This is a genomic window from Micromonospora sp. URMC 106 (genome assembly GCF_051386395.1).
Taxonomy (GTDB): Bacteria; Actinomycetota; Actinomycetes; order Mycobacteriales; family Micromonosporaceae; genus Micromonospora.
Genome location: NZ_JBPQTP010000015.1, coordinates 28,213 through 40,731, shown reverse-complemented (window position 1 = coordinate 40,731; position 12,519 = coordinate 28,213). Strand labels below are relative to the sequence as shown.

The following is a 12,519-nucleotide window of genomic DNA, read 5'->3' as shown; positions in this document are numbered from 1 at the left end:
GCCGACGCCTCGCCGGAACCAGTGGACAACCCGCTGTGGGCGGTGGCGATCGGTTGTCGGCAAGCAGGAAGGCCCCGGGTGGACCCGGGGCCTTCCTGCTGTGAGCTTCTGGTGCGTCAGCAGTCGAAGTACATGGCGAACTCGTGCGGGGTCGGGCGCAGGCGCACCGGGTCGACCTCGTTGGTCCGCTTCCACTCGATCCAGGTCGAGATCAGGTCGGGCGTGAAGACCCCGCCGTCGAGCAGGTAGTCGTGGTCGGCCTCCAGCGAGTCGAGCACCGCCGACAGCGAACCCGGCACCTGCTTGACGTCGCCCCACTCCTCCGGCGGCAGGTCGTACAGGTCCTTGTCGATCGGCGCCGGCGGCTCGATCTTGCTCTTGATGCCGTCCAGGCCGGCCATCAACATCGCCGAGAACGCCAGGTAGACGTTCGCCGACGGGTCCGGCACGCGGAACTCGACCCGCTTGGCCTTCGGGTTGCTGCCGGTCACCGGGATGCGGGTGCAGGCGGAGCGGTTGCGCTGCGAGTAGACCAGGTTGACCGGCGCCTCGAAGCCCGGCACCAGCCGGCGGTACGAGTTGACCGTCGGGTTGGTGAAGGCCAGCAGGGACGGAGCGTGGTGCAGCAGGCCGCCGATGTACCAGCGGGCGGTGTCCGACAGGCCGGCGTAGCCGGTCTCGTCGTAGAACAGCGGCTCGCCGTTCAGCCAGAGGCTCTGGTGGGTGTGCATGCCGGAGCCGTTGTCGCCGAAGAGCGGCTTCGGCATGAAGGTCGCGGTCTTGCCGTTGGCCCAGGTCTCGTTCTTCACGATGTACTTGAAGAGCTGGAGCTGGTCGGCCGCGTGCAGCAGGGTGGAGAACCGGTAGTTGATCTCGGACTGGCCGGCGGTGCCCACCTCGTGGTGCGAGCGCTCCACGGTGAACCCGGTGTCGACCAGCCGGCGCACGATGCTGTCGCGCAGGTCGGCGTAGTGGTCCACCGGCGGCACCGGGAAGTAGCCGCCCTTGTAGGCGGTCTTGTAGCCGCGGTTGCCGCCCGGCTCCTCGCGGCCGGTGTTCCAGGCGCCCTCGATCGAGTCGATGTAGTAGAACGACTGGTGCGCCGAGGTCTCGTGGCGGATGGAGTCGAAGATGTAGAACTCCGCCTCCGCGCCGAAGTAGGCGGTGTCGGCGATGCCGCTGGCCGCCAGGTACGCCTCGGCCTTCTTCGCCACGTTGCGCGGGTCCCGGCTGTAGGCCTCGCGGGTGAACGGGTCGTGGATGAAGAAGTTGAGCGCGAGGGTCTTCTGGGCCCGGAAGGGGTCGATGAAGGCGGTGGCGACGTCCGGGAGCAGGAGCATGTCCGACTCGTGGATCGCCTGGAAACCGCGGATCGACGAGCCGTCGAAGGCCAGGCCCTCGGTGAAGAATTCGTCGTCGACCGACTCGACCGGCAGGTTGAAGTGCTGCATCACGCCGGGCAGGTCACAGAAACGTACGTCGACGAACTTCACGTCCTCGTTCTTGAGGTATCGCAGGAGTTCCTCGGGATTGGCGAACACACGTCCTCCTGGCACGTCCACGGGTGGCTAGGCTCTTGGCGACGCTATGGCGGCGCGGTTGCCCGGCCATGTCTTGAGTGTTTCTGCCGTGTTACGTCCCTCGCGGAGCGTCATCCGCGCCGCTCGGGCGGGGCGATCGGGCGGCGGAACGCCATCGGCTGTGCCAGTGTAGTGACACTTGCTCGCTTTGGTCCGTTTTTGCGTCCCGGTGCCGCGGCCGCCCCCGATTCCCCCGTACGCCCTGGATACCCTTGACCGTTGTGACCAACCCGCATGACCGGCCCGTGCCGCCCGCGTCCGACCCCGCCTTCACCCCGCCCAGCCTGGGCCGCCGGTTCGGCGCGCTGGTGATCGACTGGGTGCTCTGCCTCCTGGTCGCCCGGGGCTTCGCCGACCCGGTCCGCGACGGCTGGGCGCCCGTGCTGGTGCTGATCCTGGAGTACGGCTTCTTCCTCGGGCTGTTCGCCCAGACGCCGGGCATGTTCATCACGAAGATCCGCTGCGTCGCGTGGGCCCACGGCGGTCGCATCGGCCTGGTCCGGGCGCTGCTGCGCGGCCTCCTGCTCGCCCTCGTCGTGCCGGCCCTGCTGATGGACAACCACCGCCGCGGCCTGCACGACCGCCTGGCGGGCTCCGTCATCACCACCGCCCCCCGTCCCTGACCCGCCGGCCCGCGCCGCCCGCCTTCCGCGATCTTGCACCTCCTGCCCGCCGGAACGGGCACAAGCCGCGAAGGTGGGGGGCGAAACTGCAAGATCGCCGAGGGGCGGGGCGGCGGATAGGGCGCGGAAGTGCGAAAGCCGGGCCCGACAGGGCCCGGCTTTCCGCGTACGTCGGCGTGGGTCAGCGACCGCGCGACTGGCGGAACGCGCCGCGCGGGGGCCGCATGTTCTTCGGGATCGCGCCCTTGGGCATCTGCGGGCGCGCGGTGAGCGCCTTGAGCCGCTTGTCCAGCGAGTTGACGTCCTTGCCGCTGAGGTTGCGCGGCAGCCGCATCAGCGTCATCCGCAGCTTGCGGATCGGCAGCTCGCCCTCGTCCTGGCCGATCACGTAGTCGTAGAGCGGGGCCGAGCCGATGACCTTGGCCAGCCGCCGCTTCTCCTGGCCGAGCAGGCCGCGCACCCGCTGCGGGTTGCCCTCCGCCAGCAGGATCACGCCGGGCCGGCCGATGACCAGGTGGACCATGTCCATCTGCGTGGTGGAGCTGACCGCCGGGGTGACCCGCCAGTCACCGCGCATGCTCTCCATGATCTGGGCCGCCGCGCCCGGCTGCCCCTCCGCCGCGTTCATCATCGCCCGGTTGGAGCGCAGGTTGAGCACGACCAGCAGGCAGAGCAGGGCGAACAGGATGCCCAGCGGCAGCCAGATCCAGCCCCAGAGCAGGACCGCGACCACGGTGAGCGCGAGCGGGATCAGCACCGCGGCGGCGGCCAGCGGGGCGAACCACCTGTCCTGCTTGGCGGTGAACTTGAACACCATCCCGATCTGCTTCAGCCGCTGGCCGAACGAGACCTTCTCCTGGGGCTTTGCCATGCCGCTGAGTCTAGTGGTCGCCGCACGCCGCGATCACCCGCGGCCGGGCTGAGTACCTTACGCCGCCGTACCGCCCCTGGACGCCGGGAGTAAGGAGGGACGGCGGGCGAAGATCAGGCGGCGTACCCATGCCCGGGGGGCACCTTCGCGCGGAGAGTCAGAGTCGACAAACAGCTGACGACGACCCGCAGGGAGCCCGACATGTTCGGCAACGACGCAGACTTCATCCTCTCGCTCCACCGTACGCACGCCGCCGAGCTGCGCGCCGAGGCCGCGGCGGACCGGCTCGCCCGGGACCTGCCACGCCGCTCCACGCGCAGCTGGTTCAGTCGGCGCCACCATGCGGACCACAGCGGCGACGTCCGCCGGTGACCGCCTCCGAGCCCCCGGCGGACGCCAGCGTTCCGCCGGGGGCCGCCGCCGTCCCGCCGGCGGCCGCCACCGTCGCGGCGAGACCGACCACCGGGCCGCCGGCAGCCGCCGTCATCGCGACGAGGCCAGCCACCGGGCCGGCGGGGGCCGGCGCGCCGCGGCCGGCGCCCGCCGGTGAGCCCGCTCCGGCGGTGGCCGGGCCGTCCGTCGCCGACCGGCCGGGCAGCGGAATCGGCGGCGGCGCGGCGCGTGGCATGCTCGGTGCCGTGACCGCACGCACCGCCAGCACCGTCCTCGTGGGCCGCCAGCCGGAACTCGCGGCCCTGCGTGACGCCCTCGCCCGGGCCCGCGCCGGGGAGCCCACCACCGTCCTGGTCGGCGGCGAGGCCGGGGTGGGCAAGACCCGGCTGGTGGAGGAGTTCGGCCGGTCGGCCACCGACGCCGGCGCCCGGCTGCTGGTCGGCCAGTGCCTCGAACTCGGCGAGGCCGGCCTGCCCTTCGCGCCGTTCGCCGCGGCGCTGCGCGCGGTGCTGCGCCGCGACGGCCCGGGCGTCTTCGACGGGTACGAGGCGGAGTTCGCCCGCCTCCTGCCGGAGCTGGCCCGGGGGCCGGTCGGCGTCGCCGCGCCCGCCCCGGCGCCGCTCTCCGACGCCCCGCGCGGCTACCTGTTCGACCTGGTCGCCGAGTTGTTCCAGCGGCTGGCCGCCGGGCAACCCCTGGTGCTGCTGATCGAGGACCTGCACTGGGCCGACCGGTCCACCCGCGATCTCATCGCCTTCCTGGTGCGGGCCGCCCGCACGGCCCGGCTGCTGCTGGTCTGCACCTACCGCACCGACGAGCTGCACCGCGGGCACCCGCTGCGGCCCTTCCTCGCCGAGCTGGACCGGGCCCGCGGCGTCGAACGGGTCGAACTCGGCCGCCTCGACCGGGACGGCACGGGCGCGATCCTGGCCGACCTGCTCGGCGCCGAGCCGCTCGCCCGGGCGGTCGACGACATCCACCAGCGCACCCAGGGCAACCCGTTCTTCATCGAGGAGCTGGCCGCCGCGGGCGACCCGATCGGCTGCGCCGCGCTGCCCGAGACGCTGCGCGACCTGCTGCTGGCCCGGGTGGACCGGCTGCCCGACCCGGCCCAGCGCGTGCTGCGTATCGCCGCCGCCGGCGGCACCCGCTTCGCCCACCAGCTCATCGCCGAGGTGGCCGGGCTGCCCGAGTCCGAGCTGGAGGACGCGCTGCGCGCCGCCGTCGCCGCCCAGCTCGTGGTGGCCGACCCGGAGGGCGACTACGAGTTCCGGCACGCGCTGGTCCGCGAGGCCGTCCACGACGAGCTGCTGCCCGGCGAGCACGCCCGGCTGCACGCCCGTTTCGCGGCGGCCATCGAGGCGCAACCGCACCTGGTGGTCGCCGGTCGCGCCCCGGCCGAGATCGCCCACCACTGGTACGCCGCCCACGACCACCCCCGTGCCCTGGTGACCGCCCGCACCGCCGCCTGCGCCGCCGCCGACCGGTACGCGTACGCGGAACAGAGCCGGCTGCTGGAGCGGGTGCTGGAGCTGTGGGAGCTGGTGCCCGACGCGGCCGAGCGGCTCGGGATGGACCACCTCGCGGTGCTGGAGGAGACCATCGCGGCGGCCACCACCGCCGGCGACTACCAGCGCGCGCTCACCCTGACCCGGGCCGCCCTGGCCGAGGTGGACACCGACGCCGAGCCGCTGCGCGCCGCGCGGCTGCTGGACCGGCGCGGCCGGATGCTGGCCATGCTCGGCAAGAGCGACGGCATGGCCGAACTGCGGGAGGCGTACCGGCTGGCCTCGGGGGTCGCGGACGGGCCGGAGCGGGTGCGGCTGCTCGCCGACATCGCGGCGCACCTGATCAGGATCGACCCCGAGCAGGCGGGCGCGCTGGCGGCCGAGGCGACGGCGGCGGCCGAGGTGCTCGGCGAGGACCTGGAGCTGCTGCCGACCCGGATCGCGATGCTCTGCCGCGCCTACCGCACGCCCGACCTCGGCCTGGCCGAGCTGCGCCGGGCGGAGGCCCGGGCCCGTGCCGCCGGGAACGCGCCGGCGCTGGTGAGCGCGCTGGTCCACCTCTCCGACGTGCTCTTCGAACTGGGCCGGTACGCCGAGTCCGCGGACGCGGCCGCCGCCGGGGTGAGCGAGGCGCGGCGGGTCGGCATCAGCCGCTCCACCGGGGCGTACCTGCTGTCGAACCAGGCCGAGGCGCTGATCGCGCTGGGCCGGTGGGACGAGGCCGACGCCGCGTGCGCGGAGGCGGCCCGGATCGACCCGCCGGGCGTCTCGGGGCTGCACTGGCTCCAGCTCCGTGCCAACCTGCGGCTGGCCCGGGCCCACCCGGGCGCGGACGAGCTGGTGGGGCGGGCCCTCGCCTTCCTGGGCCGGCCCTTCCTGTGGCCGAACCACCGGCTGCCCCTGTGGGAGCTGCGGATCGAGGCGGCGCTGGCGGCCGACGACCGCGCCGAGGCCGTCCGCGCGGCCCACGCGGCGCTGGCCGACGAGCGCCTGCCGCAGCTGCCCCGCGAGGGCTGGCCGGTGCTCAGCGCCGCCGCCCGCACGGCCGCCCGGGCCGGCGACCCCGAGCTTGCCGCCGCGGTGTCCGCGCTCGCCGCCGGCCTGCCCACCCGCTGCCCGGCCGAGCGGGCGCACGCCGCCCAGGTGGGCGCCCTCCTGTCGGCCGGCGACGACGCGCTCGCGGGGTGGCGAACGGCGGTCGCGGCGTGGCGCGCGGACGGGCAGCCGTACCCGCTCGGACGGGCGCTGCTGGCGCTCGCCGAGGCGGCGGCCGGGGCGGGGGAGCGGGACGAGGTGGCGGCGGCGGTGGGCGAGGCGGCCGCGATCGCCGGGCGGCTGGGTGCGACGCCGCTCGCGGAGCAGGCCGCCGCCCTGGCCCGCCGCGTCGGGCTGCGCGGGGCCACCCGGGGCCGTCCCGGCGCGGACCTGCTCACCGCGCGCGAGCGGGAGGTGCTGCGCCTGGTCGCCGAGGGGCACAGCAACAGCCGGATCGCCGAGCAGCTCTTCATCTCGCCGAAGACGGCCAGCGTGCACGTCTCCCGGATCATCGCCAAGCTCGACGTGAGCAACCGGGTGGAGGCCGCCGCGCTGGCCCATCGCCTGGGCCTGCTCGGCGAACCCACCGCCCCCCGCTGACCGTCGGCGGGGGCCGGTGGGACGGTGCCTGGGGGGCGGGGTCAGCCCGCGGTGACCGCAGCGCCCTCGCGGGCCTGGAGTGCCTGCTGGTAGAGCCGCCCGGCGCGGTACGACGAGCGCACCAGCGGCCCGCTCATCACACCCGCGAAGCCGATCTCCTCGGCCTCCTCGCGCAGCTCGACGAACTCCTCCGGCTTGACCCAGCGGGTGACCGGGTGGTGGCGGGGGGAGGGGCGCAGGTACTGCGTGATGGTGATCAGCTCGCAGCCGGCCTCGTGCAGGTCGCGCAGCGCCTGGGAGACCTCGGCGCGCTCCTCGCCCATGCCCAGGATCAGGTTGGACTTCGTGACCAGCCCGTCGGCGCGGGCCTGGCGGATCACGTCCAGCGACCGCTCGTAGCGGAACGCCGGCCGGATCCGCTTGAAGATCCGCGGCACGGTCTCGACGTTGTGCGCGAGCACCTCCGGCCGGGCGCCGAAGACCTCGGCGAGCTGCTCGGGGACCGCGTTGAAGTCGGGGATCAGCAGCTCGACGCCGCAGCCGGGCTGCAGGGCGTGGATCTGCCGGACGGTCTCGGCGTAGAGCCAGGCGCCGCCGTCGGGCAGGTCGTCGCGGGCCACGCCGGTAATGGTGGCGTAGCGCAGGCCCATCGAGACCACGGACTCGGCGACCCGGCGCGGCTCGTCCGCGTCGAACTCGGCCGGCTTGCCCGTGTCGATCTGGCAGAAGTCGCAGCGCCGGGTGCACTGGTCGCCGCCGATGAGGAAGGTGGCCTCCCGGTCCTCCCAACACTCGTAGATGTTGGGGCAGCCGGCCTCCTGGCAGACGGTGTGCAGCCCCTCGCGCGAGACGAGTCCGCGCAGTTGCGTGTACTCCGGCCCCATCTTGGCCTTGACCTTGATCCACGGCGGCTTGCGCTCGATCGGCGTCTCGGCGTTGCGCGCCTCGATGCGGAGCAGCCGCCGCCCCTCGGGGGCGGGCGTCGCGGTGCGCGCTACCTGGCCGGTCGTCGGCGCGGAGTGCTCGATCGTCACGAAACCGAGCCTACGCCCGACGGCCGCCGTCGATGTACCGCGGGCGACCGGCGTCACGCCGGAAGCGTTGTGACGCCGAACACCGAGACCAGGGAAATCGCGTTACACGAGACTCCGGCGGGGTGCTAGCGTGCCGGGCAGAGCTGTGACGGAGCCGAGTAGCGGACCGATTCGCCAGCCCAGAGAGCCGCCGGTTGCTGCGAGGCGGTCTGGCGCCGGACCGCGAAGACCCTCCCGAGCTGCGGGAAGAACGGCGGGTGACCGGCGCCGCGCGACTGCGCGGACGGCCGCCCGGCCCAGTAGAGCCCGCCCGGCTGGCCCCGGTGAAAAGGCGACGAACGAGGCCCCCGCTCGCGGGGGCGAAGGTGTGGTGGCACCGCGAGGTTTCCCGCTCGCCCACACCTCCCGGGGATCGCGTTGCGATTGATCGAGGAGGTAACCGCCGTGCAACGCATCCTTTCCCACCAGCTCTCCGCCCATGTCGGCGGGACCGTCCGGATCGCCGGCTGGGTGCACCGCCGCCGGCTGCTCAAGTCGGTGGCGTTCCTGATCGTCCGGGACTCCGGCGGCCTCGCCCAGGTGGTGGTCGCCGACCCAACCGGCCGCGCCGACCTGGAGAAACTGACCGAGGAGACCGTCGTCGAGGTCACCGGCACGGTGGTCGCGAACCCGGCCGCGCCCGCCGGGGTCGAGGTCGCGGAGCCGACCGTACGACCGCTCGGCCCGCCCGCCGTGCCCCCGCCGTTCGACCTCTACCGGCCGGCGCTCACCGCGAGCCTGCCCACCCAGCTCGACCACGCGCCCGTGGCGCTGCGCCACCCGACCCGCTCGGCGGCGCTGCGCGTCTCGGCGGCGGCGGTGGCCGGCTTCCGGGCCGCGCTCGACGCCCGCGACTTCGTGGAGATCCACACCCCCAAGGTGGTCGGCTCGTCCACCGAGAGCGGGGCGAACGTCTTCGCGCTGGACTGGTTCGGCCGGCCCGCGTACCTGGCCCAGTCGCCGCAGTTCTACAAGCAGCTCATGGTCGGCGTCTTCGAGCGGGTCTACGAGGTCGGGCCGGTGTTCCGGGCCGAGCCGCACGACACGGTGCGGCACCTGGCGCAGTACACCTCGCTCGACGCCGAATTCGGCTTCGTCGCCGACCACCGGGACGTGATGGCGGTGCTGCGGCACACCCTGGCCGGCATGCTCGGCGCGGTGCGCGAGCGGGCCGGCGCGGCGCTGGCCACGCTCGGCGTCGAGGCCCCCGAGGTGCCGGCGGAGATCCCCGCCGTGCACTTCACGGAGGCGCTGAAGATCGCCGGCGCGCCGGCCGACGAGCCGGACCTCGCCCCGGCGCACGAGCGGGCGCTGGGGGAGTGGGCGCGGCGGGAGCACGGCTCCGAGTTCCTCTTCGTCACCGGCTACCCGATGGCGAAGCGGCCCTTCTACACCCACCCCGACCCGGCGCGGCCCGCGTACTCGAACGGGTTCGACCTGCTGTTCCGGGGGCTGGAGCTGGTGACGGGCGGGCAGCGGCTGCACCGGCACGCCGACTACCTGGCGGCGCTCGCGGCCCGCGGCGAGCCCGTCGAGCCGTACGCCGGCTACGTGGACGCGTTCCGGCACGGCATGCCGCCGCACGGCGGTTTCGCCATCGGGCTGGAACGCTTCGTGGCCCGGCTGACCGGCGCGGCCAACGTCCGGGAGGTGACCGCCTTCCCGCGCGACCTGCACCGGCTCACCCCGTAGCCCCGGGAGCCGGTCGGTACGTGCCAGCCGTGGATGCTGTGGAGCTGAGTCGTTCGCGACGTCAGCTCCACAGCGTGCCGGTCGGCACCCGCGCGGTGGCCGCGACTCGCCGCCCCTGTCGTCTTCGCCGGGCTCTCCCGGCGGCCGCGGGCGCGTGTGCGCTCTGCGACTGACGTCGTGGACGACTCAGGCCGGGCCGAGCAGGTCCCAGAGGTTGCCGGCGATGTCGCGGAAGACGGCGACCCGGCCGTAGGGCTCGGCGCGCGGGGGCTTCACGAACTCGACGCCCGCCGTCACCATCCGGCGGTGCACGGCGTCGAAGTCGTCGACCCGGAGGAAGAAGCCGACCCGGCCGGCCACCTGGTCGCCGACCGCCTGCGCCTGCCGCTCGCCGTCGGCGCGGGCCAGCAGCAGCCCGGTCTGCGCGCCGGGCGGCCGGACGACGACCCAGCGCTTCGGGCGGCCGTCGTTGGTCAGCGACGGCGAGTCCTCGACCAGGTCGAAGCCGAGCACCTCGGTGAAGAACTCGATGGCCGGGTCGTACTCGGCGACGACGACGGTGACGAGGTCGATCCGCATGGCCGGCGGTCAGGCCGCGACGAGGGTGGGCAGGTGGCGCTCGACCGCCGGCAGGACGTCGGCCACGGTGACGGGGCGGCCCAGCTCGGCGGTGAGCGAGGTGACGCCCGCGTCGCGGATGCCGCAGGGCACGATCCGGTCGAAGTAGCCCAGGTCGCAGTCGCAGTTGATCGAGAAGCCGTGCAGGGTCACCCCGCGGGCGACCCGGATGCCGATGGCCGCGACCTTGCGGGCCGGGCCCCGGTCGTCCTCCGGCACCCAGACCCCGCTGCGTCCCTCGACCCGGCCGGCGGCCAGCCCGAACTCGGCGCAGACGTCGATCAGCAGCTGCTCGGTGCGGCGGACGTAGGCGACCACGTCCACCGGGTCGGGCAGCCGCAGGATCGGGTAGCCCACCAGTTGCCCCGGACCGTGCCAGGTGATCTTGCCGCCCCGGTCCACGTCGACGACCGGGGTGCCGTCCATCGGCCGGTCCCACGGCTCGGTGCGCTTGCCGGCGGTGTAGACGCTCGGGTGCTCCAGGAGCAGCACGGTGTCGCCGCGCTCCCCGGCCACCACCGACTCGTGCAGTCGACGCTGCTCGTCCCAGGCGGCCTGGTAGTCGAGGACGCCGGCGCGGACGGCCGTGAGGCCGGAGGTCGTCGTGGTCACGCCGCCAAGCCTAGTCCCGTACCGGCCGGTCACCTGCGGTGACGCGGCTCACCACGCGGACCGGGCGTCAGCCCTGCGGGACGCGCCACAGCCACACGTCGTCGACCCGCTCGGGCGGGCCGAGCAGCGCGGTCACGGTGCGGCGGATCGCCTCCTCGTCGACCGGCCACTTCGCCCCGTGCACCTCGTCGGCCAGCACGATCGTCTCGATCCGCCAGTGCCGCAGGTCGGCACGGACCTCCTGGATGCTGCCCTCGGTGATGATCGGCACCAGCCCGGTCCGCCCGGCCTGGTCCACGAGGGCGCCGAGCGGGCGCGGCGGCGGGCCGATCCGCCCCCGGCCGTCGGGGCCGCCGGGGCCGAGGAAGAAGCCGGACGGGATGGCGAACTCGCCCTGCCGGTGCGCCAGGGCGTGCGCCTGCCAGCGCTGCCCGTCGGGATAGACGTCGAGGGTCAACGGCACCGGGGTCAGCACCCCGCCCGGGGAGACGTAGTCCTGCCAGGTGCCGGCGGTGATGAACCGTGGGATGGGCTCGCGCTCGACGGTCAGCAGCGGGGTCGGCAGCAGCGGCAGCAGCGCCACCGCGAACGCCGCCCACCAGGCCCCCCCCGCCGAACGGTGCCGGGGCGGATCGGCGCGGAGCTGGTCGACGGCGTACGCGAGCAGCACCCCGATCACCGGCGCCACCACCAGCGCCAGCCGGGCGGGCAGGGCGGCGTTCACCACCGGCAGGTGCCCGAGCAGGTCGAACGGCATCGGCAGGTCGGTGCGCCGCCCGTCGACCTTGGCCTCGGGGCCGAACGAGAGCACGGTGAAGACCACGGCGGTCACGCCCAGCGCCCACAGCGTCGCCCGGCGGCCCGCGTCGGCCCGGCGCCACAGCGCCACGAAGCAGGCGGCGGCGAGCAGCAGCAGGGGGAGGCCGAAGAACGAGTTCTCCTCGGTCGGGTTCGGCGCCAGCCGGGTGCCGAGCCCCGCCTCGCCGGCCAGCGAGCGGCGCGGGTACGCCCCGTACGCGACCACGTCCTCGGAGTGGATGACCGCGTCGAAGCCGGTGCCGTGGAAGCGCTGCGGGCCGGCGAAGTGCAGCCAGAGCGGGTACGCCAGCAGCACCCCGGCGACCACGGCGGTCACCGCGAGCCCGCGCAGGAAGGCCGGCAGCGCCGCCCGGGCCTGCGTCCGGTGGGCCGGGTGCAGCGCCCAGGCGGCGACGAAGACGCCGAGCGCCAGCGCGGTGAAGAAGAGCCCCTCGGCGGCGATGGAGAAGGCGACGGCGACGAGCGCGCCGAGGATCGCGCCGTCGCGCAGCGGGTGCCGGGAGCGGCGCAGCGCGAACGTCCGCCAGACCAGCAGCGGCACCAGCCAGCCCGCGGTCCAGTTCAGGTGGGCGTTGGCGTGCGAGACCATGCCGGGGGAGAAGCCGATGAACAGCCCGCCGACCGCGGCGGCGAGCGGGCTGCGGACCAGGTGCCGCGAGAGCAGCCAGTACCAGGCGAGCGCGGTGGCGGCCAGGTTGAGGGTGAGGATCACCAGGAAGGTGGCCGGCGGCCCGATCAGGTACGTCAGGGGGGCGAAGGCCACCGCGTACACGGTGATCGAGGTGTTGACCGCGAGGTTCACCCCGTCGGGGACGTTGACCAGGTAGGTGAAGAGCGGGTTGTCGCCGTGGGTCACGGCGTGGCCGCCGAAGGCCAGCAGCCACTCGAAGAGCGCCTGGTCGCTGGAGTTGACCGTGACGGCGCGGGTGTTCGGGTCCCGCCACAGCCCGCTGGTCACCCAGACGGCGAGCGCCAGCGCGACCAGCGCCACGATCAGGTCGGCCCGGCGGTCGCGGACGACGCGGGGCGGCGAGGCCGGCGAGGGCGCCACGGACGGGGAGGTCGGCACGCAGCGGACGTTACCAACCGGACCTG

General features: G+C 74.4%; 10 protein-coding genes. 4 read left to right on the top strand and 6 right to left on the bottom strand.

What is annotated here, in order from left to right:
- Positions 1 to 116: 116 nt before the first annotated feature.
- The gene (gene glnA / locus ACSNOB_RS07655) at positions 117 to 1,541 is read right to left on the bottom strand and encodes a type I glutamate--ammonia ligase (protein ID WP_393103251.1); all 1,425 of its coding nucleotides are present in this window, start codon (positions 1,539 to 1,541) and stop codon (positions 117 to 119) included.
- A 260-nt stretch (positions 1,542 to 1,801) separates the two neighbouring features.
- Here glnA and ACSNOB_RS07650 point away from each other — a divergent pair, with 260 nt between their 5' ends.
- The gene (locus ACSNOB_RS07650; protein ID WP_393103253.1) at positions 1,802 to 2,203 is read left to right on the top strand and encodes an RDD family protein; all 402 of its coding nucleotides are present in this window, start codon (positions 1,802 to 1,804) and stop codon (positions 2,201 to 2,203) included.
- Positions 2,204 to 2,384: 181 nt separating this feature from the next.
- Here ACSNOB_RS07650 and ACSNOB_RS07645 read toward each other — a convergent pair whose 3' ends face one another.
- Positions 2,385 to 3,074, bottom strand: coding sequence for a DUF4191 domain-containing protein (locus tag ACSNOB_RS07645; RefSeq protein WP_393103255.1), 690 nt, complete (start codon positions 3,072 to 3,074; stop codon positions 2,385 to 2,387).
- A 201-nt stretch (positions 3,075 to 3,275) separates the two neighbouring features.
- Between ACSNOB_RS07645 and ACSNOB_RS07640 the strand changes: the two genes are divergently transcribed.
- A complete protein-coding gene (locus ACSNOB_RS07640) occupies positions 3,276 to 3,446 on the top strand; it encodes a hypothetical protein (RefSeq protein ID WP_393103257.1) in 171 nt (56 codons plus the stop codon).
- A 266-nt stretch (positions 3,447 to 3,712) separates the two neighbouring features.
- Positions 3,713 to 6,610, top strand: coding sequence for an ATP-binding protein (locus tag ACSNOB_RS07635; RefSeq protein WP_436685883.1), 2,898 nt, complete (start codon positions 3,713 to 3,715; stop codon positions 6,608 to 6,610).
- Between the two features lie 41 nt (positions 6,611 to 6,651).
- Here ACSNOB_RS07635 and lipA read toward each other — a convergent pair whose 3' ends face one another.
- Positions 6,652 to 7,701 carry a lipoyl synthase gene (lipA, locus tag ACSNOB_RS07630; protein ID WP_393103261.1) on the bottom strand — a complete coding sequence of 350 codons (1,050 nt, stop codon included), beginning with the start codon at positions 7,699 to 7,701 and terminating at the stop codon, positions 6,652 to 6,654.
- A 387-nt stretch (positions 7,702 to 8,088) separates the two neighbouring features.
- Here lipA and aspS point away from each other — a divergent pair, with 387 nt between their 5' ends.
- Positions 8,089 to 9,375 carry an aspartate--tRNA(Asn) ligase gene (gene aspS / locus ACSNOB_RS07625; RefSeq protein ID WP_436685882.1) on the top strand — a complete coding sequence of 429 codons (1,287 nt, stop codon included), beginning with the start codon at positions 8,089 to 8,091 and terminating at the stop codon, positions 9,373 to 9,375.
- 186 nt (positions 9,376 to 9,561) lie between these two features.
- Here aspS and ACSNOB_RS07620 read toward each other — a convergent pair whose 3' ends face one another.
- The 3 genes from ACSNOB_RS07620 to ACSNOB_RS07610 all read right to left on the bottom strand — a co-directional run bounded on the left by ACSNOB_RS07620 (position 9,562) and on the right by ACSNOB_RS07610 (position 12,493).
- Positions 9,562 to 9,954, bottom strand: coding sequence for a VOC family protein (locus tag ACSNOB_RS07620; protein ID WP_436685881.1), 393 nt, complete (start codon positions 9,952 to 9,954; stop codon positions 9,562 to 9,564).
- 9 nt (positions 9,955 to 9,963) lie between these two features.
- The gene (gene lipB / locus ACSNOB_RS07615; RefSeq protein WP_436685880.1) at positions 9,964 to 10,605 is read right to left on the bottom strand and encodes a lipoyl(octanoyl) transferase LipB; all 642 of its coding nucleotides are present in this window, start codon (positions 10,603 to 10,605) and stop codon (positions 9,964 to 9,966) included.
- A gap of 67 nt (positions 10,606 to 10,672) precedes the next feature.
- Positions 10,673 to 12,493 carry a DUF3488 domain-containing protein gene (locus ACSNOB_RS07610; protein ID WP_436685879.1) on the bottom strand — a complete coding sequence of 607 codons (1,821 nt, stop codon included), beginning with the start codon at positions 12,491 to 12,493 and terminating at the stop codon, positions 10,673 to 10,675.
- Positions 12,494 to 12,519 lie beyond the last annotated feature (26 nt).

Excerpts from the sequence above, each read along its gene's own strand:
- ACSNOB_RS07645 (WP_393103255.1), bottom strand. The coding sequence starts at position 3,074 with ATGGCAAAGCCCCAGGAGAAGGTCTCGTTCGGCCAGCGGCTGAAGCAG.
- ACSNOB_RS07640 (WP_393103257.1), top strand. The coding sequence starts at position 3,276 with ATGTTCGGCAACGACGCAGACTTCATCCTCTCGCTCCACCGTACGCAC.
- ACSNOB_RS07620 (WP_436685881.1), bottom strand. The coding sequence starts at position 9,954 with ATGCGGATCGACCTCGTCACCGTCGTCGTCGCCGAGTACGACCCGGCC.